We start from the raw sequence: 26,598 nt of genomic DNA, 5'->3' as shown, positions 1-26,598 counted from the left end.
CCCCATATGTCATTGCGAGGAGCTTGCGACGCGGCAATCTCGTTCTGCGGGGGCAAACAAACCGAGATCGCCGCGCTTCGCTCGCGATGACACTCACCGGCCATTGCGAGGAGCCTGCGACGAAGCAATCTCAAGCCTACCCTGAGAACCAACCCCAGATTGCTTCACTGCGTTCGCAATGACACCCCTATGTCGTTGATGGCAGAGGACTAGTTAACCCAGGTATTTAATCATTACCCCGGCCGCGACTGCCGACCCAATAACACCCGCCACGTTGGGGCCCATGGCATGCATCAGCAGGAAGTTATGTGGGTTGGACTCCAGCCCCACCTTATTCGCCACCCGCGCTGCCATAGGCACGGCGGAAACGCCCGCGGCACCGATCAATGGGTTGATGGGCATTTTGCTCACCAGGTTCATCAGCTTGGCCATCAATACCCCAGCGGCCGTGCCGATACCAAAGGCGACAATACCCAGACCTAATATCCCCAGCGTCTCAAATGCCAGGAAACTCTCGGCCATCAGTTTGGAGCCTACCGACAGTCCCAGGATAATCGTGACGATATTGATCAAGGCGTTTTGCGCGGTATCCGACAAGCGCTCGACTACGCCACACTCACGCATCAGATTACCGAAGCAGAACATACCGAGTAGCGGTGCCGCATCGGGCAGAAACAGCGCGACCAGAATCAGCAGCATCAGCGGGAAGATGATTTTTTCCAGCTTGGAGACCGGCCGCAACTGGGTCATCTTGATTTGACGCTCTTTATCGGTGGTCAGCAGACGCATGATGGGCGGCTGTATCAGCGGTACCAACGCCATATAGGCGTAGGCAGCCACCGCGATAGCACCCAGCAGCTCCGGCGCCAGCACGCTGGAGACGTAGATGGAGGTCGGGCCATCCGCCCCGCCAATAATACCAATGGCGGCGGCCTGATTGAGCGAGAAATCCATGATGCCCATCGAGGTGAGCGCCACGGCACCAAACAAAGTGGCAAAAATGCCAAACTGAGCGGCCGCACCTAAAAACAGCGTGCGCGGATTGGCCAGCAGCGGACCGAAGTCGGTCATGGCGCCCACACCCATAAAGATAATCAGCGGGGCGATACCTGAACCAATTGCTACTTTATAGAAGTTGTAAAGCATGCCATCGCTATAGCCGACGCCCACGGCGATATCACGTGCGGCACGCACCTGATCCGGTGCGACGCCATCGTGGGCTATCACTTTTAACGATTCACGCCAGGCTTCCGCATTCGCTAACGGATCCAGCGTCGCGCCCAGCGCTGCCGCCATCTGCTGAAGCACTGCGGGTTTCGCCACCTCGATCGCTTGGTCTAGCGCTGAAATCGCCAACCCTGCTTCGGGAATATTGGCCAGAATGCCGCCAAAGCCAATCGGCACCAGCAGCAGCGGCTCAAACTTCTTATAAATGGCCAGGTAAAGCAGCAGTAGCCCCACCATGATCATGACGGCTTGGCCAAGCTCAAGGTTATATAGCCCAGAGCCTTCCCATAACGTTACTAATTTATCCATTACTGGGCCCTTAGAGCTCGATCAGCGCATCGCCTACGGCTACGCTGTCGCCCTCGCTGACGTTAACCTTAGACACAGTGCCTGCGATGCTGGCACGCACTTCGGTTTCCATTTTCATCGCTTCAAGAATGATCACCACATCACCTTCAGCGACTTTATCGCCAGGGCGGACATTAACCTTGAAGATATTGCCGGCCAGCGGCGCATCGATGCTCTCACCAGTGGGTGCAGACACTTCCTCTTTTGGGGCGCCAGTGCTGGCCGCCGTTTGCTCCTGCACTTCGCCCAGTTCACCACCTTCAGACACTTCCACCACGAAGGCTTTACCGTTGAGCTTAACGGTATAGGTTTCCGGGCCACTGCTAGCCACCGGCGCTTTGCTTTCCACCTTGACCGGTGTCTTTTCAGCACTTGCGTCAGTTGCCTGGGGGGCAGGTTCAAAGGCGTCGGGATTGTCGCGGTTTTTAAGGAACTTCAAGCCGATCTGCGGAAACAGCGCGTAGGTCAGAACGTCATCCACTTCGCGCTTGCCTTCGGCCAAGCGAATGCCTTCAGCGCTAGCCTTCTCTTTCAGCTCGGCCGCCAATCTATCCATTTCCGGTGAGAGGTTATCCGCCGGGCGACAGGTAATCGGCTCGCCGCCTTCCAACACGCGCTTTTGCAATTCGGCGTTGAAGGGCGCTGGGGCAGCACCATATTCACCTTTGAGCAGCGCCTGAACCTCCTTGGAGATCGACTTGTAGCGCTCGCCCATCATCACGTTCATGACCGCCTGGGTGCCGACGATTTGCGAGGTGGGCGTCACCAGCGGAATAAAGCCCAGATCTTCGCGCACGCGGGGAATCTCGCTGAGCACGTCGTCCAGCTTATCGCCCGCGCCCTGCTCTTTGAGCTGGCCTTCCATGTTGGTCAGCATACCGCCGGGCACCTGAGCAATCAGGATGCGCGAATCAATACCACGCAGCGAACCTTCAAAGGCGGCGTACTTCTTACGTACTTCGCGGAAGTAACCGGCAATATCTTCCAGCAGCTCAAGATCCAGACCGGTATCGCGGCCGGTGTCTTTCAGCATTGCCACCACTGACTCGGTGGGGCTGTGACCGTAGGTCATCGACATGGACGAAATCGAGGTATCGACGTTATCAATGCCTGCTTCCACTGCCTTCAAAATGGTTGAGGTAGAGAGGCCGGTGGTGGCGTGGCAGTGCAGGTGCACCGGAATCGATAGCTCTTTCTTGAGCCGGGTGACCAGATCGAATGCCGTATAGGGCGTCAGTAGCCCCGCCATATCCTTGATAGCCAATGAATCTGCGCCTAAGCCAGCAATGGTTTTGGCGAGATCAACCCAGCTATCCAGGGTATGTACCGGGCTCACGGTGTAAGAGATGGTGCCCTGGGCGTGACCTTCGACGTTACGCACCGCCTGAATGGCGCGCTCTAAATTGCGCGGGTCATTCATGGCATCGAAAACACGGAAGACATCAACGCCGTTGGTTTTCGCCCGCTCGACAAACTTATCGACAACGTCATCGGCGTAGTGGCGGTAGCCCAGCAGGTTCTGACCACGTAGCAACATGGCCTGAGGTGTATTGGGCATAGCCTCTTTTAATGCACGAATGCGCTCCCACGGATCTTCGCCCAAATAGCGGATACAGGCGTCATAAGTGGCCCCACCCCAGGTTTCCAGCGACCAATAGCCAACGCGATCCAGTTTTTCGGCGATCGGCAGCATATCGTCCAGCCGCATACGTGTAGCGAATAGCGATTGATGGGCATCGCGCAGCACGACATCAGTAATGCCTAGAGGGCGTTTTATTTCGTTCATTGTCATGGCTCACAGTAGAGAGTTGTAAGTTTGTAGTAAAAATAACAAAAAAATAGCCACAAGAGGGCCAAAATGAAAAAAATCGAGAAAGTTAACGACGCCGGCTTGAGCGATAACGATGCACTGCAGCACTGATCACCGCCATGACCTCGTCATTTTGCGCAGAGGAACCCGAAGATGGCGACGATTTATTGCCCGTATTAACAGCCACAGGGGCGGGCTGAAAACGCCCAACAAGCTTCGACATCAGCGTAACGCTAATGACCAAAACAGTAAGAAAAACAAACACTACGCCCATACCGAGCGCCATCAACGCCAGCCCTTCTTGCAATAGTTCTAGATCCTGCATAAAGCGATCTCCTTGAAGCCCGGTGTCTTGAAGCACAGCTCAAGTACCATTTTTACGCACATCATGACGCCAATACGGTGAAAGGCGCTTGGCGCAGTAAGGGGAATGCACTAACCTGCCACACCCAGAATAGAATGCAATGGCGCGATAGTGGAAGTCATGGTTGTTAATTTACTACAAAACGGCAGAATCGGCCTAGCCCCGATGGAAGGGGTAATCGACGCCCTGACTCGTGATCTGCTGACCCGGCATGCCGGGTTCGACTGGACAGTCACCGAGTTTGTACGTGTGGTCGATGCGCGCCTGCCGCCAAGAGTGTTTTATAAACACTGCCCCGAGCTTGCGCAACCGCCTGTGGCCACACCAAGCGGCATTCCCGTGCATTTACAGTTACTGGGCTCTGACCCAGTCGCCCTGGCGGCTAACGCGCGCCAGGCGCTTAGCCTGGGCGCGGTGAGCGTCGATCTTAATTTCGGCTGCCCTGCCAAACTGGTTAACCGGCACGATGGCGGCGCCTCGCTGTTACGCCAGCCTGATCGCGTCTATAAGGCGGTTAAAGCCGTTCACGACGCTTTAGAGGGGGAAATCCCGGTGACCGCCAAGATTCGCCTGGGCTTCGCTAATCGCCGTTTAGCGGTGGCCTGCGCCCAAGCCACCGAAGCGGGCGGAGCAGCACAGCTGGTCGTTCATGCACGCACCCGAGACGAGGGCTACCGCCCACCGGCACACTGGGAGTGGATCGGCAAAATTCGCCGCCAAGTGAGCATCCCCGTGGTCGCCAACGGCGATATCTGGACACTGGAAGATTACTGGAAAGCCCGCACCCTGTCAGGGTGTCGCGACGTGATGCTGGGACGGAGCGCCCTGGCCGATCCTTGGCTGGCGCCACGCATTCGCCACTGGCTGCAAACCGGCGAGCGGCTACCTGAGAGTAGCTGGGCGATGCGCGCCAACGTGCTCAAAGAATACGCCGCTCTACAGCGTCAAAAGCTACCCGACCGCGTCGTGGTCTCTCTGGTAAAGCAGTGGCTTGCCCAAATGCGTCAAGGCAGCAGTGAAGCTGAACAGAATTTTCAGCGCGTAAAGCGCATCACCGAGTTAGACCAACTGCTCGACAGCCTTGTTGTCGACGAACAGCAAGCTGCAATGGCTTAGCCCTTCTTTCGCACCACCCCTTTAACAGGCAAAAAAAAGCGCCCTACCGCAAAGTGGGGGCGCTACAAACGATCGCAAGACCGGGGCGCGAGCGACTTCCGGTCAGGCTAGAAACTGGCGGTCAGACTGGAAACAGAAAACCCGCTCTCAATAAGAGAGCGGGTTTTGGAATCTGGCGCGCCCGGGAGGATTCGAACCTCCGACCCCCTGATTCGTAGTCAGGTACTCTATCCAGCTGAGCTACGGGCGCGTAACGTTTTACTAACGTTTACTTTTACTGCGACCAAGACTATTACAAATACTGATTAATGCAATTAGCCTCTGGTACAACTAACTTTAAATACAGCTAATCTCAAATACGATTAACCATAAATGCAGTCAGCATAAAAAGGTGGCGCGCCCGGGAGGATTCGAACCTCCGACCCCCTGATTCGTAGTCAGGTACTCTATCCAGCTGAGCTACGGGCGCATACCTTGTGACCATGCACTTTTTAACAAAGTAAAAGCACTTACTGGCCATGCGATTGGCGGAGAGAGAGGGATTCGAACCCTCGATAGGGCTATAAACCCTATACTCCCTTAGCAGGGGAGCGCCTTCAGCCACTCGGCCACCTCTCCTCAACGGCACGGCGCGAATATTACCGATTTAGTCTTCTTGTGTCTAGTCTTCTACGGATTTTTTTCGCACCGGCCATATCTTACATATAAGCTTACGCTTTAAGCATCGTTTCATCATGCGAGCTCGCAAGGCTTATTCCACTTCATTTTCACTGTTTCGTTCACGCTGAATACGCTGGTAAATCTCTTCACGGTGAACTGCCACATCTTTAGGCGCATTTACGCCGATACGTACTTGATTGCCTTTCACACCTAGCACGGTGACGGTGATTTCATCACCGATCATCAGCGTTTCGCCAACACGGCGAGTTAGGATGAGCATGGCTGATCTCCTTTTCAGACGTTTTATGCAACGGGATATGTCAGCCGGAGGCAACACCATGCCATTATGCGACATAGTGTTCCCTGTCACCAATGACTCCGGCTCCATGACACCTTATACCTCCCGTTGAAAGAAAGCTCACCACCACACGGCAGTAAGTACCCCTTCAGCGTAGAAGGTTTAAGGTATTAATGTTATTCAGATTCGATATCTGCCTTATCTAAACCAAAAGCTTTGTGTAATGCATTAACAGCAAGCTCCATATGCTTCTCATCAATCACGACCGAGATTTTAATCTCAGAGGTGGAGACCATACGGATATTGACGTTTTCGTCGGCTAGCACACGGAACATTTTCGACGCCACACCGGCGTGAGAACGCATACCGACACCCACTAAAGAGACCTTAGCAATATTGTCGTCGCCACGCAGCTCACCGCCGCCCAAATCAGGAATCACCGTCTCTTCAAGCAGCTTCTTAGTGGCTTTGTAATCGCCCTTAGCAACCGTAAAGGTAAAGTCGGTATAGTCTCCGGCCGGCGCCACGTTCTGCACGATCATGTCCACTTCGATATTGGCATCGGCAATGGGGCCTAGAATGCGTGACGCCACACCCGGCACGTCCGGTGTATTCAGCAGGGTTAATTTTGCTTCATTTTTGGTGAAAGCGATACCGGAGATCAGTGGTTCTTCCATAGCGTCCTCGTCTTGGTCGGCTTCTGCAACAATTAGGGTACCGGGGCCGTCTTCAAAGCTCGACAGCACCCGCAGGGGTACGTTGTACTTTCCGGCAAACTCTACCGCGCGGATCTGCAGCACTTTAGAGCCGAGACTGGCCAGTTCCAGCATCTCTTCCACGGTAATGCTCGTTAAGCGCTGGGCTTTGGAGCAGACGCGAGGGTCGGTGGTGTATACCCCGTCAACATCGGTGTAAATCTGGCACTCATCGGCACCTAGCGCAGCGGCTAGCGCCACCCCTGTGGTGTCAGAACCACCACGGCCCAGGGTGGTGATATTGCCGTCTTCATCGACCCCTTGGAACCCGGCCACAACAACTACCTGACCAGCGTCCAGATCGGCCTTGAGGTCTTCGGTTTCAATGCGCTGGATACGCGCCTTGGTATAGGCACTATCGGTATGAATGCCTACCTGGGCGCCTGTGTGCGAAGTGGCTGGCACACCGATTTGCTGAAGCGCCATGGCGAGCAGTGAAATAGTTACCTGCTCGCCGGTCGATAGCAGCATATCCATCTCGCGCGGTGCGGGATCGTCGTTAAGCGCCTGTGCCATGTCCGTCAGGCGGTTGGTTTCGCCGCTCATGGCGGAGACCACGACCACTACCTGATGGCCTTGATCGCGGAAGCCCTTAACCTTTTCCGCTACGGCCTTGATACGCTCGACAGAGCCCACCGAAGTGCCGCCGAACTTCTGTACGTATAGTGCCATATGCCGTTTTTCCTATGCGTTCGGGAATGGAGGGTGAAAGTGTCACAAGTTTTAAATAAATAATAAGGCCGGTGACAATAATGCCACCGGCCCAGAGGTTTAGCTAAGAACGTTTTCCAACCATGCTGGTACGCTCTTCAACGCATCCGGCAGGGCGTCGGGTTGACTACCTCCCGCTTGGGCCATGTCGGGGCGGCCACCGCCCTTCCCTCCTACCTGGGAGGCAACATGGTTCACCAGCTCACCGGCTTTCACTCGGCCGCTCAGATCCTGGGTGACCCCAGCGATCAGACTCACTTTGCCCGCCGCCTGGTCGGCAACGCCGAGGATAATCACTCCAGAGCTTAGCTTGTTCTTAAGCTGGTCAAGGATGCCGCGTAAATCTTTGCCTGACACACCATCCAGCTGCGTCGCCAGCAGCTTCACGCCATTGACCTCCTGCACCTGGCTGAGCATATCGCTACCCGCTGCACTGGCTAGTTTGGCCTTGAGCTGCTCAAGCTCTTTTTCCAGGCTACGGTTGCGCTCAACCAGTGATTCTACCCGCGCTTCGACCTGTTCAGGCTTGGTCTTCAAGCGCTCACCCAATCGCTCGAGGCGGGCTTCCTGCTCGCGGAAGTGAGCCAGCGCATTTTCGCCGGTGATCGCTTCGATGCGGCGCACACCAGAAGCAATGCCCACTTCGCTCATCACATGGCAGCAGCCAATATCACCGCTGCGTGCCACGTGGGTACCACCGCATAACTCGATCGAGAAATCGTCGGCACCAATGGTCAGCACGCGCACGTTCTCGGCGTATTTGGCCTCAAACAGCGCTGCTGCGCCCTTGGCCTTGGCTTGGTCCAGGCTCATCTTCTCGATCTTGGTCGGCGCATTAGCCAGAATCTGCTCATTGACCAGCCGTTCGACTTCCGCCAGTTGCTCGGCGGTCACCGGCTCGAAGTGGCTAAAGTCGAAGCGCAGGCGCTCGGCGTTCACCAGCGAGCCTTTCTGCTGTACGTGATCACCCAGCACCATGCGCAGCGCTTTATGCAGCAGGTGGGTGGCTGAGTGATTGCGAATGGTGGCTGTGCGCAGGCTGGCATCCACTTCACCACGCACGCTTGCGCCAACGCTTAGCGAGCCTTCTACCATCATGCCCTGGTGAAGATGATGACCGCTCTGCTTTTGGGTATCAGTGACCTGGAAACGGCCACCGTCGACATACAGGTAGCCGGTATCGCCCACCTGGCCGCCTGACTCGCCGTAAAACGGCGTGCGGTCTAGTACCACGACACCCTTCTGCCCCGCTTCCAGCGCTGCCAGTGGATTGCCCTCGCTGTCGACCAGCGCGGTTACCTTGGCCTGATCTTCCAAGCGGTCGTAGCCGGTAAAGGCAGTTTCGCCCTCCAACTCGATGGAGGCGCTGTAGTCGGCGCCAAATTGGCTGGCCGCCCGTGCGCGTTCACGCTGGGCCTCTAACGCCTGCTGAAAGCCATCTTCGTCCAGGCTAACGCCACGCTCACGACAGACGTCGGCGGTAAGGTCGAAGGGAAAGCCGTAGGTGTCATAAAGCTTAAACACCGTCTCACCCGGCAGTACCTTGCCATCCAACTCGGCCAGTGCCGCATTCAAGAGCCCCATACCGTGATCCAGGGTGCGTGCGAACTGCTCTTCTTCTTTCAGCAGTACACGGGCAATTTGATCGCTCGCTTCACGCAGTTCCGGATAGGCATCGCCCATCTCCGCATCCAGCGCCTCCACCAGCTTGTGGAAGAACGGCTCAACCGCGCCCAGCTTGTGGCCGTGACGAATTGCACGGCGAATGATCCGACGCAGGACATAGCCGCGCCCTTCGTTGGAAGGCAGCACGCCATCGGCAATCAGGAAGGCACAGGAACGGATATGGTCGGCAATTACGCGCAACGAAGGCGTAGCAGTATCAGGGTGCCCGGTCGCTTTCGCAGCGGCTTGCAGCAGGTTCTGGAACAGGTCGATCTCATAGTTGGAGTGGACGCCCTGCATGACAGCGGCGACACGCTCCAGCCCCATACCGGTATCGATGGAGGGCTTGGGCAGCGGGTTGAGCGTGCCCTGGGCATCGCGATCAAACTGCATGAACACCAGGTTCCAGATTTCGATATAGCGATCGCCATCCTCTTCCGGGCTGCCCGGCGGGCCACCCCAAACCTCAGGGCCGTGATCAAAGAAGATTTCCGAACTGGGGCCGCAGGGGCCGGTGTCGCCCATCTGCCAGAAGTTATCTTCATCCAGCTTGGAGAAGCGCTCAGGGTCGATGCCAATCTCATCTTTCCAGATGCGCTCAGCTTCGTCATCGCTGATGTGTACCGTTACCCACAGCTTGTCTTTGGGGAGTCCCAGCGTTTCGGTTAAAAACACCCAGGCAAAGCGAATGGCGTCGCGCTTGAAGTAGTCGCCAAAGCTGAAGTTACCCAGCATCTCAAAGAAGGTGTGGTGGCGTGCGGTATAGCCGACGTTGTCTAAATCATTATGCTTACCGCCCGCGCGAACGCAGCGCTGCGCAGAGGTGGCGCGCACGTAAGGGCGCGGATCGCGGCCTAGAAACACATCTTTAAACGGCACCATGCCGGCATTGGTAAACAGCAGCGTCGGGTCGTTGCCCGGCACTAATGAGCTGGTGGGTACAATCGTATGCCCCTGCTCTTCGAAGAAGGTGAGAAAGGCCTGTCTAATCTCTGCGCTTTTCATAGGGTATCCGTAACAAGAAAGCGTGATGTCCCAGGGCGCTGTTGCCGCTACCCTCAGGGGTCGCAAAGCAGCCATTATAGCGCAGTTGTCAAACGACTAAAGCCGCACTTAGTGGCAGAAAGGCAAACAGCCACGTAAACAACTGGATGAACAAGCGTATTAGAGCGCTACTAGAAATGTAAGAGGGGGTATTGTATAGGCTGGGGAAAACGTATTACAGACAGGAGAGCGCGTAGCGAATTTGTTCAAAATCGAAGCCGCGACTGGCGAGAAAACGTTCACGCCTAGCGCGCTCTTTGGGGGTCTCACCAGGGCTATCAAAACGCCGCGCCAGGGTTTCCCGGGCTAGCTCAAACCAGTCGACCTGCTCGCCCCCCTCCACTTCTTCAAAAGCGGTGGCAAGGGTTTCCTGGTCTATGCCGCGCTGGCGCAACTCGCCTTTAATACGAATCACGCCTTGGCCACGCAGTATGCGCGAGCGCACGAAACTGGCCGCAAAGCGCGCGTCAGACTGCAGCCCTTGTTCAACCAAGGCGTCCAGGCACTCATCAATAGCGGCATCGTCGAAAGACTTTTTCTTCAGACGCTGAGCAAGCTCGGCGCGGGAGTATTCGCGCCGAGCCAGTAAACCAATGGCGATATCACGGGGCGTAGCATCACGCTGGGAGGTGAATGCCATCAGCTTATCTTAGCGAGAGTCGTCTTAAAGCAGATCGTCATCACCCGCATCCAATTCTGCCGCTGCTTCGGCAGGTGCATCTTCCTTCTCCTTTTTAGGATCGGGCTTGGCCAAGAGCTGCTCACGAATCTGCGTTTCGATTTCGAGCATAATTTCCGGGTGCTCTTCCAGATACAGCGCTGAATTGGCTTTACCTTGACCGATTTTCTTACCTTTATAGCTGTACCAGGCACCGGCTTTGTCGACTAGGTTGCACTGCACGCCCAGGTCGATGACCTCACCGGCGTGGTAGATACCCTTGCCGTAAAGAATCTGGAATTCAGCCTGACGGAATGGCGGTGCTACCTTGTTTTTGACTACTTTCACGCGGGTTTCGTTACCGGTGACTTCATCACCCACTTTCACCGAGCCGGTACGACGAATATCCAGACGCACGCTGGCATAGAACTTCAGCGCGTTACCACCAGTGGTGGTTTCGGGGCTACCAAACATGACGCCGATCTTCATGCGGATCTGGTTGATGAAGATCACCAAGCAGTTGGCGTTTTTGATATTACCGGTGATTTTACGCAGTGCCTGAGACATCAAACGCGCCTGTAGGCCAACGTGGGAATCACCCATTTCGCCTTCGATTTCAGCGCGCGGGGTCAACGCAGCGACCGAGTCGATAACAATCACGTCAACACCGCCAGAGCGTACCAGCATGTCGGTAATTTCCAGCGCCTGCTCACCGGTGTCCGGCTGGGAAATCAGTAGATCATCCAGGTTGACGCCTAGTTTTTCTGCGTAGCTGGGGTCAAGCGCATGCTCGGCATCGACGAAGGCACACACTTTGCCTTGCTTTTGCGCTTGCGCAATCACCGAAAGGGTCAGTGTCGTTTTACCCGAGGACTCTGGACCAAAAATTTCAGCCACGCGGCCAAACGGCAGCCCGCCGATGCCGAGGGCGATATCCAGACCCAATGAACCGGTGGAAACCGACGGCATGACGACACGCGGTGCGTCGCCTAGACGCATGACGGTGCCCTTGCCGAACTGACGGTCGATTTGGGTGAGTGCAGCGTTTAGCGCTTTAGTGCGGTTGTCATCCTGAGCCATTCAGAGATTCCTCATAACAAGCTGTATAATTAGCCAGTAGTATGCCAAAGATTGCGCCGTAAACAAATCCTTGATCGCGCTTTCTCTCATCTATTTTATCAACAGCCTTTTTGCATATGCGCCTTTTTCTTACGGCTGGTTCGTCTTGCTCGCCTTCTCGCGCTCATTCAGGCGCGCCACCAGCCCAACCAAGGCCTGACGCACGGCCTGCTCTCGCACCGACTGACGGTCACCTGGAAAGTGAAAGCATTCAGCTTCCTGGGCAGCAGCATCTCCCCAGGCCAACCAAACCGTACCCACCGGCTTTTCAGCGCTCCCCCCCTCTGGGCCTGCAACACCGCTAACGGCAACAGCTAAGCCCGCGCCACTTTCATTACAGGCACCCAGCACCATGGCTTTGACGACCTCCTTGCTGACAGCACCGTGCTCGGCCAGCGTGGTCTCAGGCACCCCCAATAAGCGCGTTTTAGCAGCATTCGCATAGGTCACATAGCCCGTCGTAAAGTAAGCAGAGCTACCCGCCACCTCGGTAATGGCGCTGGCAATGCCGCCCCCCGTACATGACTCAGCGGCGGTCACTTCTACATTCAACTGCTTACACAGCCGCCCCAGCCGCTGAGCTAACAGGGTTAAATCAAGATTTTTCAGGCTAGTTTCGCTGGGCACTATGGTCGCTCCTTCAAGTGAGTCGTCTATTCAGCGTAGAATACTGCGTTTAGCTTTCTCAAAGAAATTGCTCAATCAGGACGCCCATGTCACAGGCCATTCCCCCTAACACGCCCATGATCACGCAATATTTAAAGATCAAGCGCGAGCACCCCGAGGTACTGCTGTTCTACCGCATGGGGGATTTTTATGAACTGTTTTTCGACGACGCCAAGCGCGCCGCCGCACTGCTGGATATTACCCTTACCCAGCGTGGGCAGTCAGGCGGCAAGCCTATCCCGATGGCGGGCGTCCCCTATCACAGCGCTGAGGGCTATCTGGCCCGCCTCGTCGCTGGCGGCGAGTCGGTCGCTATTTGTGAGCAAATTGGCGACCCCGCGACCAGCAAAGGGCCCGTTGAGCGCCAAGTGGTGCGTATCGTCACCCCTGGCACACTCCACGATGAAGCGCTGCTCGATGCCCGCCGCGACAACGTCCTGGTGTCCGTTTCTCCCGGAAAAGAGAGCTGGGGCCTTGCCTGGCTGGAGCTCTCCAGTGGTCGCTTCAACGTACTGGAAGTAGACAGCGAAGCCGAAATGCTCGCCGAGCTGACGCGTCTCTCCCCGGCCGAGCTGCTGGTACCCGAAAGCTTAACGCTACCCGAGGCCTGGTCGCAGAAACGCAGCCTGCGCCGCCAGGGCGAGTGGCTGTTTGATTTGGAAAGCGCTACCCGTAGCCTCTGCGACCAGTTCGAAGTGCAGGATTTACGTGGCTTTGGCTGTGCGCACTTAACCTCTGCGCTAATTGCTGCCGGGGTATTGATCGATTATGCCCGGGACACTCAGCGCTCGCGCCTGCCCCACGTGACCGCCATCAGCGTTGAGAACCGCGACGACGCGGTGGTGATCGACGCTGCCAGCCGCCGTAATCTGGAAATTGATATCAACCTGGGCGGCAGCAGCGACAACACCCTGGCCAGCGTGCTGGATACCTGTACCACCGCCATGGGTTCACGGCTACTCAAACGCTGGCTTAATCGGCCACTGCGTCAACGCGAGATTGTCCAGGCCCGTCATGCGGGTGTGGCGCTGCTAAGCCTGGATGCCGCCTATATGCCGCTGCGCGAGACGTTGAGCGCGGTGGGCGACGTGGAGCGCATTCTGGCCCGGGTGGCGCTGTATAGCGCCCGCCCGCGCGATTTGGCACGGCTGCGGGATGCACTGGTAACGCTTCCGGAACTGGAGCAACAGCTTAGCGAGGTTGAGAGCGGCAGTGCGCTGGATAACCTGCGCCCGCATATTCGCCCCTACCCAGAAATGGCCGATATGCTCAGCCGGGCGCTGGTAGAAAATCCGCCGGTGGTGATCCGCGATGGCGGGGTGATTGCCGATGGCTTTGATTCAGAGCTCGATGAGCACCGTGGCATGGCCGAAAACGCGGGCGACTATCTTATTCAGCTCGAGCTTCGCGAGCGCGAGCGCACGGGGCTAGCCAATCTCAAAGTGGGCTACAACCGGGTGCACGGCTACTTTATTGAGCTACCGCGTTCACAAGCCCAGCAGGCGCCCGCCGACTATATTCGCCGCCAGACACTTAAAAATGCCGAGCGGTTCATTATCCCCGAGCTCAAAGAGTTTGAAGATAAGGCACTCTCCGCTAAATCTCGCGCGTTGACGCGTGAAAAATGGCTCTACGATCGCCTGCTTGGCGATCTCAACGCAAGCCTTCACGCGCTGCAGAGCACCTCGCAAGCCTTGGCGGAACTGGACGTACTGTGCGCCTTTGCCGAGCGCGCCGAGGCGCTGAACTGGGTGCGTCCAACACTCAGCGAAACCACCGGGATTCAAATTGACGCGGGACGACATCCGGTGGTCGAGCAGGTGAGCGAGACACCCTTTGTGCCCAACGACGTGACGCTCAATCCTGACCAGCACATGCTGATTATTACCGGCCCTAACATGGGCGGTAAATCGACCTATATGCGTCAGACGGCGCTCATCGCCCTTCTCGCTCACTGCGGCAGTTTTGTGCCCGCCGATGCCGCCGAGATCGGCCCGCTGGATCGAATATTCACCCGCATTGGCTCATCGGATGACTTGGCCGGCGGGCGCTCTACCTTTATGGTCGAGATGACTGAAACCGCCAACATTCTCCACAATGCCACCCAGCAAAGCTTGATCCTGATGGATGAAATTGGCCGCGGCACCAGTACCTTTGACGGTCTGTCGCTCGCCTGGGCAAGCGCTGAACATTTGGCAAAAGGACGCGCGCTAACGCTGTTTGCGACCCACTACTTTGAAATGACGGCGCTGCCTGAGCATATGGAAGGGGTGGCCAATATCCACCTAACGGCGACCGAGCATGGCGACAGCATTGTGTTTATGCACCGCATCGAAGCGGGCCCGGCCAGCCAGAGCTATGGTTTACAGGTGGCGCAATTAGCGGGTGTGCCCAACCATGTGATTAAACGTGCCCGCGAGAAGCTGATAAGTTTGGAGCAGCGCGATGTGGATAACACGGCGCAGGCGCCGCGAACCGCACCGCAGCAAAACGATCTGTTCGCCGCTGCACCGCATCCGGTGGTCGAGGCGTTGGAAAACGTCGATATGGATGGTTTAACACCGCGGGAAGCGCTATCACTATTGTATCAGTGGCGAGACCTGATCTAATGGTGCTTATAGCATGAAAGGCGATAAGTTAGATTCAGGTGCCAGGGCAGGTTGAAGCGAGGGTCTTTCGACAGGGATGTCGAAAGTAGCGCCCAAGGACGGGTTCACAGCGCCCTCGCGGAAACCTGTACTGGCATTGCTACCAACTGGGATCATATGGCGCTTGCCGCCAGGTATGCGCACCTCTAGAATGTCGTTCAAACTTTTAGCTTATAAAAAACGGCTGATTTATAACCATTCACGATTGACCATGGCTGGGAGTTACCCGGCCCTGCAAGAGGGATAGCAAGATGACGTTTGTCGTTACCGAGAACTGCATCCAGTGCAAATACACCGACTGTGTGGAAGTCTGCCCGGTCGACTGTTTTTACGAGGGCCCGAACTTCCTGGTCATTCATCCTGACGAGTGTATCGACTGCGCGCTGTGTGAGCCCGAGTGCCCCGCCGAGGCGATATTCTCCGAGGATGAGCTGCCGGATGGACAGGAGGCCTTTATCGAGATTAACGCTGAGATGGCCGAAGTATGGCCCAACATCGCCGAAAGAAAAGACCCGCTGCCGGACGCCGAAGAGTGGGATGGCAAGCCCGGCAAGCTTGAGAAACTAGAGCGCTAAACGCTGTGACGGTTTAAAAATCAGCACATAGCTCTTTTTAAAGGCTCTCTTTAAAAATTCTCTTTAAACCAGCGCTGGTTGTTAAAAACAGCGCTGGTTTTTTTGTGTTTTCAAAAGTGTATCGTCAAAAATGTGCTGCCAAATTGCGGGCAAAAAAAGGCGACCCGTAGGCCGCCCGCTCCAAGCACTTCCTCTGACCACTCCCTGGATCAACCTCCTCAGATGACGTCCTTGCCAGGGCTCACCTCACTGTATCACCCGGCGCATCTGACCTACATCCCGCTGCATCCTGACTGAAGCGTCCTTGCCTCCCCTTGTCCTGTGTATATTGTGTCAGATCATGGCCGCTTCTCAACAAAGCCAAAATGCAAAAGGGCGAGTCGCTGCGACTCGCCCTTTTTAAAAAACTACTTATTAAACAATATCTTAAACTTTACTTAGTGGCAAAGTAAGCTATTTCTTACCCTAAACCGAGCGATTCTCGTCGGTATTTGTAAGATATCTCTTACAAAATTTTGAGACATCTCTTACAAGCACCTCTAAAAATTCGCTCGATATTGGCATTTTACTGCCCTTTAATGGCTTTCAAACCTGGGTAGGTCACATCACCCAGCTCTGCTTCAATCACCAGCAAACGGTTGTACTTGGCAACCCGATCAGAGCGGCAAAGTGAGCCCGTTTTGATCTGACCGGCACAGGTACCCACCGCCAAATCGGCAATGGTGGTATCTTCGGTTTCACCGGAGCGATGAGAAATAACCGCCGTAAAGCCAGCATCCTGCGCCATCTTAATCGCGTCCAGCGTCTCGGAGAGCGAGCCGATCTGGTTGAACTTGATCAGGATAGAGTTACCGATCTGCTCATCGATACCGCGCTTGAGAATCTTGGTATTGGTCACGAATAGGTCATCGCCCACCAGCTGCACTTTATCGCCCAGCTTATCGGTCAGCGCTTTCCAACCCGCCCAATCCGATTCATCCATGCCGTCTTCGATAGACACAATCGGGTAATCGGCACACAGGCCTGCCAGGTAATCGGTAAAGCCTTGGGCGTCGTAGCTTTTGCCTTCACCGGAAAGGTTGTACTGACCGTCTTTGTAAAACTCAGACGAAGCACAATCCAGCGCCAGCGTGACGTCTTTACCCAGCTCATAGCCAGCATCGGCAACGGCTTGTTTAATCACCGCTAGCGCATCAGCGTTAGACGCCAGGTTAGGCGCAAAGCCGCCCTCGTCACCGACGGATGTAGAGAGCCCTTTCGCGGAGAGCACTTTCTTCAGCGCGTGGAAAATTTCCGCGCCCATGCGCAGCCCTTCGCGGAAGTTAGGCGCGCCCACTGGCTGCACCATAAATTCCTGGATATCGACGTTGTTATCCGCGTGCTCGCCGCCGTTGATGATGTTCATCATCGGCACCGGCATGCTGTACTGGCCAGGTTGACCGTAGAGCTCGGCAATGTGGGCGTAGAGCGGTACGCCTTTGGCGTTAGCAGCTGCTTTAGCCGCCGCCAGCGAAACGGCTAGGATGGCATTCGCCCCCAGATTCGCTTTGTTTTCAGTGTCGTCCAGCGCCAACATGGCATCGTCCAAGCCGCGCTGATCACGCGCATCCATGCCCATCAGCGCTTCACGAATTTTGCCATTGACCGCATCGACTGCTTTCAGCACGCCTTTGCCCAGGTAGCGCGACTTATCGCCGTCACGCAGCTCTAACGCTTCCCGGGAGCCGGTTGAGGCACCGCTGGGGGCACAGGCTTCGCCGACAGCACCGCTGGCTAGGCGGACGTGCGCTTGCACGGTCGGGTTACCACGGGAATCCAGCACTTCCAACGCACTGATAGCAACAATTTTGGTCATGGCAGTATCCTTTCCTGTTAGTCAGATAAAATTATTAATATAACGACCTGATTAGCTAAATACAGCTTAGCGAATCGTTAGCGGCTCAAACCCTTTGACCAGCGCATCCAACTGGGCAAGCTGAGTCAAGAACGGCTCTAATTGATCCAGCGGCAATGCACAGGGACCATCGCATTTGGCGTTGTCTGGGTCAGGGTGGGCTTCCAAAAACAGCCCGGCAAGGCCGACAGCCACGCCTGCACGCGCTAACTCAGCCACCTGGGCACGGCGCCCATCAGCACTATCGGCACGCCCACCGGGGCGCTGCAGCGCGTGGGTCACATCGAAAAATACCGGGTAGCCGGTTTGCTTCATATCACCAAAGCCCAGCATATCAACAATCAGATTGTTGTAACCAAAGCTTGAGCCGCGCTCGCAGAGCATCAACTGGTCGTTACCCGCTTCCTGGAACTTGCTGAGGATATGACGCATTTCATGGGGCGCCAAAAACTGCGGCTTTTTGATATTGATAACCGCGCCGGTTTTGGCCATGGCGACCACCAAATCAGTTTGGCGAGCCAAAAAGGCCGGCAGTTGGATAATGTCAGCGACTTCAGCGGCTGCTTGCGCCTGCCAAGGCTCGTGAACGTCAGTGATGATCGGCACGTTGTGGCGAGCTTTGATATCGGCCAGTATCTGCAGCCCTTTCTCGATACCCGGGCCGCGGTAGGAGTGAATCGAACTGCGATTGGCTTTGTCAAAGCTGGCCTTAAAAACGTAGGGCATACCCAGCTTCTGGGTCACCGTGACGTAGGCTTGAGCGACTTCGTCGGCAAGATCGGCCGACTCCAGTACGTTCATGCCACCCAGCAGCATAAGCGGCAAGGAGTTACCGGCGGTTAAGCCGGCAACGTTAATATGACGCTCTTGAGATCGGTCTTGAGAAGCCATGCTTCTGCCCTCTTATTCCTGCGAGTTCGCGTGGGCGCGACTGCGCGCTGTTTTGTAATCCAAGGCGGCGTTCACAAAGCCAGAGAACAGCGGGTGACCATCACGGGGAGTAGAAGTGAACTCCGGGTGGAACTGGCAGGCTACGTACCAAGGGTGGTCAGCCAGCTCGATGACTTCAACCAGCGATTGGTCGACGCTCTTGCCTGAGATAACCAAGCCCGCCTTTTCAAGCTCATCGATAAACTGGTTATTGACCTCGAAGCGGTGACGGTGGCGCTCGACAATCTCATCCGAGCCGTAGGCTTCGCGTGCTTTGGTTCCCGATGCCAAATGGCATACCTGGCCACCTAAGCGCATGGTGCCACCTAAATCAGACGCTGCATCACGCAGCTCGACTTTGCCTTCTGGGCTTAGCCATTCGGTGATCAAACCTACTACCGGGTGCTGGGTGTCGTGGGTGAACTCGGTAGAGTTGGCGTCGTTCCAGCCTGCCACATTACGGGCAAACTCAATCACCGCCACCTGCATACCCAGGCAAATACCCAGATATGGCACGTTGTTTTCGCGGGCGAATTGAGCGGTCATAATCTTGCCTTCTACGCCACGTTCGCCAAAGCCGCCGGGCACCAGAATAGCGTCTTTACCCGCCAAGCGCTCGGTGCCATGACGCTCAATGTCTTCGGAGTCAATATAGTCGACATTGACCTTGATACGACCCTGGATACCGGCATGAATCAGCGCTTCGTTGAGCGACTTGTAGGCATCCAGCAGCTCCATGTATTTACCGACCATGGCAATACTGACGGATTTGAGCGGGTTGAGCTTGGCATCAAGTACCTTCACCCACTCGGATAAATCTGCTTCCGGGGCTTCCAGGCGCAGCTTATCGCAAACGATCTCGTCCAGACCGTGTTCATGGAGCATCAGCGGAATGCGATAGATCGTATCGGCATCCTGCAGCGGTACCACGGCACGCTCTTCGACGTTGGTGAACAGAGCGATTTTGCGGCGCTCGCTCTCTTCCAGCTCAACTTCGCTGCGGCAAATCAGAATATCCGGCTGGATACCGATAGAGCGCAGCTCTTTAACGCTGTGCTGGGTCGGCTTGGTTTTGGTCTCACCCGCCGTTTTGATGTAGGGCACCAGGGTCAGGTGCATAAACAGCGCGCGGTTGGCGCCCTGCTCACTACGAATTTGGCGGATCGACTCCAGGAAAGGCAGTGATTCGATATCACCAACCGTGCCGCCGATCTCTACCAGCGCCACATCAAAACCTTCACCGCCCGCGTAAACGCGCTCTTTAATCTCGTCGGTGATATGCGGAATGACCTGGACGGTGCCACCGAGATAGTCGCCCCGACGCTCTTTACGCAGCACGTGCTCGTAAACACGGCCGGTCGTAAAGTTGTTGCGCTGGGTCATTTTGGTGCGAATAAAGCGCTCGTAATGCCCGAGATCAAGATCGGTTTCGGCGCCATCTTCTGTGACGAACACCTCACCGTGCTGGAAGGGGCTCATGGTGCCCGGATCCACGTTGATGTACGGGTCGAGCTTGAGCATGGTGACCTTAAGGCCGCGGGCCTCTAAAATCGCCGCAAGCGAGGCGGAGGCGATGCCCTTGCCAAGAGAGGACACAACGCCGCCGGTCACGAAGATATATCGTGTCATGGATAACCTGTCGAAACGTGATCAGAAGGCACGGCAGAAAGCCACGCCAGGATGGGTCGACAGACTAGCAGATTACGACCTAAGGCTCAATTTGAACTGCACTGCTTAAAGTACGCACTGTCATTCTGAAGCATCGCATCTTGTCATTGCGAGGAGCGCAGCGACGCGGCAATCTAACCCAGATCGCCACGCTTCGCTCGCGATGACATTATGCTAAATATGCGCTGTAATTGTGAAGCATCGCGCCCTGTCATTGCGAGGAGCGCAGCGACGCGGCAATCTAACCCAGATCGCCACGCTTCGCTCGCGATGACATGAAGCTAAATACGCGCTGTAAATTGTGAAGCATCGCGCCCTGTCATTGCGAGGAGCGCAGCGACGCGGCAATCTAACCCAGATCGCCACGCTTCGCTCGCGATGACATTAAGCCTATAAAGGCACTTCTTTCACACGCCCAGGTAATCCAGAATACCTTCTGCAGCCTGGCGACCTTCGTAAATCGCCGTGACCACCAAATCAGAACCGCGCACCATATCGCCACCGGCAAAGATTTTTTCGTTGCTGGTTTGGAAGGCGTACTGGCCGTGCTCCGGCGCGGTGACGCGATCGCGCTCGTCCACCTGAATATTGGCGCTATCGAACCACGGTGCAGGGCTTGCCTGGAAACCGAAGGCGATAACCACGGCATCCGCCGCAATGATCTCTTCAGAACCGGGCACTACTTCAGGACGCTGACGGCCGTTTTCATCAGGTTCACCCAAGCGTGTGCGCACAACCTTCACGCCCTCGACCTTCTCTTCACCGACGACCGCCACCGGCTGACGGTTGAACAGAAACTCAACGCCCTCTTCACGAGCATTGGAGACTTCACGGCGCGACCCCGGCATGTTGCCTTCGTCACGACGGTACGCACAGGTCACGCTGGTAGCGTTTTGACGAATCGAGGTACGGTTACAGTCCATCGCCGTATCACCGCCGCCCAGCACTACCACACGCTTGCCTTCCATAGAGATATAGTCGTTGGGATCTTTTTCAAAGCCCAGGCAGCGGTTGACGTTGGCAATCAGGAAATCGAGGGCCTTGTACACGCCCGGCAGATCTTCACCGGGGAAGCCGCCTTCCATGTATTTATAAGTCCCCATCCCCAGGAAGACCGCGTCGTACTCCTGCATCAAGGTCTCAAACTCGATATCGGTGCCAATCTCGGTATTCAGGCGGAACTCGACGCCCATCTCTTCAAAGACTGCCCGGCGGCGCTCCATCACGCTCTTTTCCAGTTTGAACTCGGGAATACCAAAGGTCAGCAGGCCACCGATTTCCGGGTACTTGTCGAACACCACCGGCTTGACGCCGTTACGGGCCAAAATATCCGCACAGCCCAGGCCCGCGGGGCCTGCGCCAATGATGGCGACTTTTTTATCCGTCCAGGTAACGTGGGACATATCCGGACGCCAGCCCATGGCAAACGCCGTATCGGTGATGTACTTCTCCACCGAGCCGATGGTGACGGCACCAAAGCCGTCATTCAGCGTGCAGTCGCCTTCGCACAGACGATCCTGCGGGCACACGCGACCACATACTTCGGGCAGCGAGTTGGTTTTGTGCGACAGCTCAGCGGCTTCAATAATGTTGCCTTCCACCACCAGCTGTAGCCAGTTGGGAATATAGTTGTGCACCGGGCACTTCCACTCACAGTACGGGTTACCGCAGTGCAGGCAGCGATGCGCCTGGCTCGCCGCATCGGTGGGCTTGTAAGGTTCGTAAATTTCCGCAAACTCTTTGGCACGGGCACGGGCGTCTTTCTTCTGTGGATCCTGACGACCCACATCAACAAACTGAAAATCGTTATTTAAACGGTTAGCCATGATCTCTCTCCTGTCAGCGTGAGGGGCATAAACGGGTTATTGCGGCTGACGCCGAGACTGATCCAGCAAACTACCCAAGCTGGCCGCTTTTGGCTTAACCAGCCAGAAGTGGCGCGCATAGTCGCTGAAGTCTTCCAGAATAGCCGCCCCACGCGCGGAACCCGTCGCGGCCACATAGGCTTCGATCATTTCACGCAGGTGACGACGATACGCCTCCATGGCCTCTGTGTTAACGCGGTGAATCTCGACCAGTTCGTGGTTGTACTTATCCACGAAGGTGCGCTCTTCATCCAACACATAGGCAAACCCACCGGTCATGCCCGCGCCGAAGTTGACTCCGGTCTCACCGAGCACGCAGACCAAACCGCCGGTCATATATTCGCAACAGTGGTCGCCAGCGCCCTCGATCACCGCTGAGGCACCAGAGTTACGTACTGCAAAGCGCTCGCCCGCGGTACCGGCGGCGAATAGCGTTCCGCCGGTGGCACCGTAAAGGCAGGTGTTGCCGATAATGGCCGTTTTATGACTCTCAAACTGGCTGACTTTGGGCGGCACAATCACGATACTGCCGCCATTCATACCCTTGCCGACGTAGTCGTTGGCGTCGCCTTCCAGGAAGAGATTCAGACCCCGAGCATTCCACACCCCGAAGCTCTGCCCCGCCACGCCAACGAAATTGGCCGTGACCGGCGCCGCTTCTAGCCCCTCTTCACCATAGCGTTTGGCAATGGCACCAGAGGTGAGTGCGCCCACGCTGCGGTCACAGTTGGTGATGGTGAAGTGGAATTCACCGCCCGACTGGCTTTCGATAGCATCTTTCAGCGCCGCCAGCACTTCCTGGTTTTTAGCGCCCGGATCGTGGGGCACGTTACGGCTAACCCTGCAGAACTGCGGCGCATCTTTGGGTACAAAATCATTGGCCAGCAGCGGCGTTAGATCGAGCTTACGCTGGGAAGCCGTATCGCCTTCAAGTACTTCCAAAAGGTCGGTACGCCCGATCAAATCAGTGAGCTTGCACACACCGAGCATGGCCATCAGCTCACGCACTTCTTCGGCGATAAAGCGGAAGTAGTTCTTGACCATATCCACGGTGCCGCGGAAGTGCTCGCCGCGCAGGAAGTCATCCTGAGTCGCGACCCCAGTGGCACAGTTGTTGAGGTGACAGATGCGCAGGTACTTACAGCCCAACGCCACCATGGGCGCGGTGCCGAAACCGAAGCTCTCGGCGCCAAGAATCGCCGCTTTGACAACATCCAGACCGGTTTTCAGGCCGCCATCGGTCTGCAGGCGAATCTTGTCGCGCAGCCCGTTGATGCGCAGCGCCTGATGCACTTCCGGCAGCCCCAGCTCCCAGGGTGAACCGGCGTGTTTGATCGAGGTCAGCGGGCTTGCCGCTGTACCGCCGTCGTAGCCTGATACGGTAATCAAATCCGCGTAGGCCTTGGCCACACCGGTGGCGATCGTGCCGATCCCCGGCTCGGAAACCAACTTCACCGACACCTGAGCCTCAGGATTGACCTGCTTGAGGTCAAAAATCAGCTGGGCCAAATCCTCGATAGAGTAAATATCGTGGTGCGGGGGCGGCGAAATCAGCGTGACGCCAGGGACTGCGTAGCGCAGCCGAGCAATCAGTTGGTTTACCTTGCCGCCAGGTAGCTGACCGCCCTCACCTGGCTTGGCACCTTGGGCGACTTTGATCTGCAGCACTTCCGCATTGACCAGATACGCCGGGGTCACGCCAAAGCGGCCTGAAGCAATCTGCTTGATCTTGGAGCTGCGAATGGTGCCGTAGCGGGCTGGATCTTCACCGCCCTCACCGGAGTTGGAACGCCCGCCGGCTTCGTTCATGGCCTGGGCCAGCGCTTCGTGGGCTTCCGGCGATAGCGCACCCAGTGACATACCGGCGCTATCAAAGCGCGGCAATAAATCTTCAACCGGCTCTACGTCTTCCAGCGCAATCGGTGTTTCCGCAGGCTTGAGCTTGAGCAAGTCACGAATAGTGGCCACAGGCCGCTCGTTCACCAATTGAGCAAACTTTTTCCACTTGGTATAGCTGCCTTCCTGAACCGCCGCCTGTAGTGACATCACCACATCGGGGTTGTAGGCGTGGTACTCGTGGCCGTGCACATACTTGAACATGCCGCCCTGGGAGATGCCTTTACGGGGAATCCAGGCATCTTTCGCCAGCAGCGCTTGCTGCATCTGAAGCTCGGCAAAACCGGCGCCTTGAATGCGCGACGCCATACCGACAAAGCAGAGATCCATTACTTCATCTGCCAAGCCCACGGCTTCAAACAGCATCGAGCCGCGGTAGGAAGCCAACGTCGAGATACCCATTTTAGACAGGATCTTGAACAGGCCTTTCTGCAGCCCTTTACGGTAGTTCTCACGACCGTCAGCCGGGTTGCCGGTCAGCTCGCCCGTGCGGTGCATATCCGCCATGACCTGATAAGCGAGCCATGGATAAACCGCCGTAGCGCCCACGCCAAACAGCACCGCCATTTGGTGGGCGTCGCGAGCGTAGCCGGTTTCTATCACGATGTTGGCGTTGGGGCGCAGCGCCAACCGGCCTAAGTGAGAGTGCACGGCACCCACGGCCAGGGCAGCCTGAATGGGGATCAGCCCTTTCGTCAGCTCCGCATCGGTGAGCACCAAAATGACCTTACCGGCGCGGACTTGAGCTTCGGCCTCTTCACATAAAGCCTTAAGCGCTTGATGCAAGCTCTGCTGTTCGGGATCGTAACCCAACGACAGTGTATAGCTGGCAAACGCAGGATCGTCCTGGCTAACCAGAGCGGTAAACTTGCGTGGGGACAGTACCGGCGTGGTCAAGATCAAGCGGTGCGCGTGCTCAGGCGTCGCTTTAAAGACGTTAAGCTCAGCGCCACAGCAGGTTTCCAGCGACATCACGATCGCTTCGCGCAGCGGGTCGATGGGCGGATTGGTGACCTGGGCAAACTTCTGACGGAAGAAGTCAGTTAGCAGGCGCGGGCGGCTCGACAGCACCGCCATGGGCGTATCGTCGCCCATGGAGCCAACGGCTTCCTGACCACTCTCTGCCAGCGGGCGCAGCACCTGGTCACGCTCTTCGAAGCTAACCTGGAACAACTTCTGCTGAACGTTGAGCGAATCGGCATCCATGGTTTGGAAACGCGCAAGCTCGGTCAGTGCCGACTCTAAATAGTTCGCCTCCTGCTTAAGCCAACGCTTATAGGGGTAGGCGGATTTCAGCCGCTCATCGATATCGGTGGTGTGCAGCACTTCGCCGGTTTCGGTATCCACGGCGAGCATTTGACCAGGGCCAACGCGGCCTTTAGCGACCACGTCTTCCGGCTTATAGTCGTAGGTGCCAATTTCAGAGGCCAGGGTAATATAGCCATTCTTGGTCATTACCCAGCGCGCCGGACGCAGGCCGTTACGGTCAAGCATACACACCGCTTGGCGGCCGTCGGTCATCACTACGCCCGCCGGGCCGTCCCACGGCTCCATGTGCATGGAGTTGTATTCGTAGAAGGCGCGCAGCTCGGCGTCCATGGTCTCTACGTTCTGCCAGGCGGGCGGCACCATCATGCGTACCGCGCGATGCAGCTCCATACCGCCGGTCAGCAACACTTCCAGCATGTTGTCCATACTGGAGGAGTCGGAGCCGGTGGTGTTAACGATCTCGTCCAGCTCGGTGATATCCGGCAGACGCTCGTTAACGAAGTTGGCTTTACGCGAGTTCGCCCAGCCGCGGTTGGCCTCAATGGTGTTGATCTCGCCGTTATGGGCCAATAGACGGAACGGCTGTGCCAACGGCCAGCGCGGCGCGGTATTGGTCGAGAAGCGCTGGTGAAACACGCAGATGGCGGTTTCCAGGCGCGGGTCATTCAAGTCCTGATAAAACGCCGGTAGGTCTTCCGGCATCACCAGGCCTTTATAGGAGACCACTTCTGACGAGAGCGAGGCGACGTAGAAGTCTTCTTCACCGCGTAGCGCCTGCTCGGCACGGCGGCGGGCCATAAACAGGTCAACATCGAAGTGTTCACCCTGGCCTGGCTGCACAAACAGCTGACGAATACGTGGCAGGCAGTCCAGCGCCATGGGGCCGCAAACGCTGGAATCGGTGGGCACATCGCGCCAGCCAACCACGTTCAGCCCACGTGCTTCCAGCTCGCCAGTCAGGGTATCGCGGGCATGCGCTTCACGGGCATCATCGTTGGGTAGAAACACCACACCCACGGCAAAGCGTTCGCCCAGCTCAGCATCAAACGCCTCTTTGGCCAGCGCCTGCATAAACGGGGTCGGCATTTTCAACAGCAGACCGCAGCCATCGCCGGTTTTGCCGTCGGCAGCGATACCACCCCGGTGGGTCATGCAAGTCAGGGATTCAATGGCAGTTTTCAGCAAATCGTGGCTAGCCTGGCCTTCCATATGGGCAATCAGGCCAAAACCACAGTTATCGCGAAACTCGCCAGGCTGGTGAAGACCTCTATTCATGGGCGTGCCTCTACTAGTCAGCGTATTTTTTTAGCAGCGTGCTTATGGTATAAAGGACGGTTTCGCTTTTTTTATAGTGCTTATAACCTGCCCAGAATGGGGTACTTCCCAAGTTCGCTGCCGCAACAAAATGGCCG

17 protein-coding genes and 3 tRNA genes are annotated in these 26,598 nt (G+C 56.5%); 3 read left to right on the top strand and 17 right to left on the bottom strand.

Translation table 11 applies throughout. From position 1 onward, the window contains the following. Nucleotides 1-213 precede the first annotated feature (213 nt). The 3 genes from RO22_RS03550 to RO22_RS03540 form a co-directional block, all read right to left on the bottom strand. On the bottom strand, nt 214-1,536 hold the full coding sequence (locus tag RO22_RS03550; protein ID WP_009286784.1) for a sodium ion-translocating decarboxylase subunit beta: 1,323 nt from the start codon (nt 1,534-1,536) through the stop codon (nt 214-216). 10 nt (nt 1,537-1,546) lie between these two features. Beyond that, complete coding sequence (gene oadA / locus RO22_RS03545) at nt 1,547-3,361, bottom strand: sodium-extruding oxaloacetate decarboxylase subunit alpha (RefSeq protein ID WP_041157618.1); 1,815 nt, start codon at nt 3,359-3,361, stop codon at nt 1,547-1,549. A gap of 91 nt (nt 3,362-3,452) precedes the next feature. Next, on the bottom strand, nt 3,453-3,710 hold the full coding sequence (locus RO22_RS03540; RefSeq protein ID WP_022519963.1) for an OadG family protein: 258 nt from the start codon (nt 3,708-3,710) through the stop codon (nt 3,453-3,455). A gap of 159 nt (nt 3,711-3,869) precedes the next feature. On the opposite strand from RO22_RS03540, the gene RO22_RS03535 reads away from it, so the two are divergent. After that, nucleotides 3,870-4,865 carry a tRNA dihydrouridine synthase gene (locus tag RO22_RS03535; protein WP_223828023.1) on the top strand — a complete coding sequence of 332 codons (996 nt, stop codon included), beginning with the start codon at nt 3,870-3,872 and terminating at the stop codon, nt 4,863-4,865. A 173-nt stretch (nt 4,866-5,038) separates the two neighbouring features. Here the strand turns inward: RO22_RS03535 and RO22_RS03530 are convergent. From RO22_RS03530 to RO22_RS03490, 9 genes are all read right to left on the bottom strand, one after another. Next, a tRNA-Arg gene (locus tag RO22_RS03530) sits at nt 5,039-5,115 on the bottom strand. A 142-nt stretch (nt 5,116-5,257) separates the two neighbouring features. Then, nucleotides 5,258-5,334: transfer RNA gene (locus RO22_RS03525), tRNA-Arg, on the bottom strand. Nucleotides 5,335-5,390: 56 nt separating this feature from the next. Continuing rightward, a tRNA-Ser gene (locus RO22_RS03520) sits at nt 5,391-5,483 on the bottom strand. Between the two features lie 133 nt (nt 5,484-5,616). Next, nucleotides 5,617-5,805, bottom strand: coding sequence for a carbon storage regulator CsrA (gene csrA / locus RO22_RS03515; protein ID WP_007111501.1), 189 nt, complete (start codon nt 5,803-5,805; stop codon nt 5,617-5,619). Nucleotides 5,806-5,999: 194 nt separating this feature from the next. After that, the gene (locus tag RO22_RS03510; RefSeq protein WP_009286781.1) at nt 6,000-7,250 is read right to left on the bottom strand and encodes an aspartate kinase; all 1,251 of its coding nucleotides are present in this window, start codon (nt 7,248-7,250) and stop codon (nt 6,000-6,002) included. Between the two features lie 99 nt (nt 7,251-7,349). Next, nucleotides 7,350-9,959, bottom strand: a complete 2,610-nt coding sequence (gene alaS / locus RO22_RS03505) for an alanine--tRNA ligase (RefSeq protein WP_041157617.1) — start codon at nt 9,957-9,959, stop codon at nt 7,350-7,352. Between the two features lie 214 nt (nt 9,960-10,173). Further along, nucleotides 10,174-10,638, bottom strand: a complete 465-nt coding sequence (locus RO22_RS03500) for a regulatory protein RecX (RefSeq protein ID WP_022519966.1) — start codon at nt 10,636-10,638, stop codon at nt 10,174-10,176. Between the two features lie 24 nt (nt 10,639-10,662). After that, entirely contained in the window at nt 10,663-11,736 is a 1,074-nt protein-coding gene (recA, locus tag RO22_RS03495; protein ID WP_027957359.1) for a recombinase RecA, read from the bottom strand. Between the two features lie 129 nt (nt 11,737-11,865). Next, nucleotides 11,866-12,405, bottom strand: a complete 540-nt coding sequence (locus tag RO22_RS03490) for a CinA family protein (RefSeq protein ID WP_035538996.1) — start codon at nt 12,403-12,405, stop codon at nt 11,866-11,868. A gap of 83 nt (nt 12,406-12,488) precedes the next feature. On the opposite strand from RO22_RS03490, the gene mutS reads away from it, so the two are divergent. Together mutS and fdxA are read left to right on the top strand one after the other, a co-directional pair. After that, nucleotides 12,489-15,050: a DNA mismatch repair protein MutS gene (gene mutS / locus RO22_RS03485; RefSeq protein WP_027957360.1), complete on the top strand. Its 2,562-nt coding sequence runs from the start codon at nt 12,489-12,491 to the stop codon at nt 15,048-15,050. A 290-nt stretch (nt 15,051-15,340) separates the two neighbouring features. Next, nucleotides 15,341-15,664 carry a ferredoxin FdxA gene (fdxA, locus tag RO22_RS03480; RefSeq protein WP_007111508.1) on the top strand — a complete coding sequence of 108 codons (324 nt, stop codon included), beginning with the start codon at nt 15,341-15,343 and terminating at the stop codon, nt 15,662-15,664. A gap of 565 nt (nt 15,665-16,229) precedes the next feature. Here the strand turns inward: fdxA and eno are convergent. The 5 genes from eno to gltB form a co-directional block, all read right to left on the bottom strand. Next, nucleotides 16,230-17,519, bottom strand: a complete 1,290-nt coding sequence (gene eno, locus RO22_RS03475; protein ID WP_041157616.1) for a phosphopyruvate hydratase — start codon at nt 17,517-17,519, stop codon at nt 16,230-16,232. Nucleotides 17,520-17,585: 66 nt separating this feature from the next. Further along, nucleotides 17,586-18,449, bottom strand: coding sequence for a 3-deoxy-8-phosphooctulonate synthase (gene kdsA, locus RO22_RS03470; protein WP_022519970.1), 864 nt, complete (start codon nt 18,447-18,449; stop codon nt 17,586-17,588). Between the two features lie 12 nt (nt 18,450-18,461). Continuing rightward, nucleotides 18,462-20,117, bottom strand: a complete 1,656-nt coding sequence (locus tag RO22_RS03465) for a CTP synthase (RefSeq protein ID WP_022519971.1) — start codon at nt 20,115-20,117, stop codon at nt 18,462-18,464. A 446-nt stretch (nt 20,118-20,563) separates the two neighbouring features. Next, on the bottom strand, nt 20,564-21,982 hold the full coding sequence (locus RO22_RS03460; protein WP_009286775.1) for an FAD-dependent oxidoreductase: 1,419 nt from the start codon (nt 21,980-21,982) through the stop codon (nt 20,564-20,566). Nucleotides 21,983-22,018: 36 nt separating this feature from the next. Continuing rightward, nucleotides 22,019-26,461 carry a glutamate synthase large subunit gene (gene gltB, locus RO22_RS03455; RefSeq protein ID WP_041157615.1) on the bottom strand — a complete coding sequence of 1,481 codons (4,443 nt, stop codon included), beginning with the start codon at nt 26,459-26,461 and terminating at the stop codon, nt 22,019-22,021. Between the last annotated feature and the right edge of the window lie 137 nt (nt 26,462-26,598).

This window comes from Halomonas sp. KHS3 (assembly GCF_000830495.1).
GTDB classification, from domain to species: Bacteria; Pseudomonadota; Gammaproteobacteria; order Pseudomonadales; family Halomonadaceae; genus Vreelandella; species Vreelandella titanicae.
This window is presented reverse-complemented; position numbering and strand designations above follow the sequence as displayed.

Coding starts and splice junctions, on each gene's coding strand:
- RO22_RS03550 (WP_009286784.1), bottom strand. CDS start 1,536: ATGGATAAATTAGTAACGTTATGGGAAGGCTCTGGGCTATATAACCTT.
- oadA (WP_041157618.1), bottom strand. CDS start 3,361: ATGAACGAAATAAAACGCCCTCTAGGCATTACTGATGTCGTGCTGCGC.
- RO22_RS03540 (WP_022519963.1), bottom strand. CDS start 3,710: ATGCAGGATCTAGAACTATTGCAAGAAGGGCTGGCGTTGATGGCGCTC.
- RO22_RS03535 (WP_223828023.1), top strand. CDS start 3,870: ATGGTTGTTAATTTACTACAAAACGGCAGAATCGGCCTAGCCCCGATG.
- csrA (WP_007111501.1), bottom strand. CDS start 5,805: ATGCTCATCCTAACTCGCCGTGTTGGCGAAACGCTGATGATCGGTGAT.
- RO22_RS03510 (WP_009286781.1), bottom strand. CDS start 7,250: ATGGCACTATACGTACAGAAGTTCGGCGGCACTTCGGTGGGCTCTGTC.
- alaS (WP_041157617.1), bottom strand. CDS start 9,959: ATGAAAAGCGCAGAGATTAGACAGGCCTTTCTCACCTTCTTCGAAGAG.
- RO22_RS03500 (WP_022519966.1), bottom strand. CDS start 10,638: ATGGCATTCACCTCCCAGCGTGATGCTACGCCCCGTGATATCGCCATT.
- recA (WP_027957359.1), bottom strand. CDS start 11,736: ATGGCTCAGGATGACAACCGCACTAAAGCGCTAAACGCTGCACTCACC.
- mutS (WP_027957360.1), top strand. CDS start 12,489: ATGTCACAGGCCATTCCCCCTAACACGCCCATGATCACGCAATATTTA.
- fdxA (WP_007111508.1), top strand. CDS start 15,341: ATGACGTTTGTCGTTACCGAGAACTGCATCCAGTGCAAATACACCGAC.
- eno (WP_041157616.1), bottom strand. CDS start 17,519: ATGACCAAAATTGTTGCTATCAGTGCGTTGGAAGTGCTGGATTCCCGT.
- kdsA (WP_022519970.1), bottom strand. CDS start 18,449: ATGGCTTCTCAAGACCGATCTCAAGAGCGTCATATTAACGTTGCCGGC.
- RO22_RS03465 (WP_022519971.1), bottom strand. CDS start 20,117: ATGACACGATATATCTTCGTGACCGGCGGCGTTGTGTCCTCTCTTGGC.
- RO22_RS03460 (WP_009286775.1), bottom strand. CDS start 21,982: ATGGCTAACCGTTTAAATAACGATTTTCAGTTTGTTGATGTGGGTCGT.
- gltB (WP_041157615.1), bottom strand. CDS start 26,461: ATGAATAGAGGTCTTCACCAGCCTGGCGAGTTTCGCGATAACTGTGGT.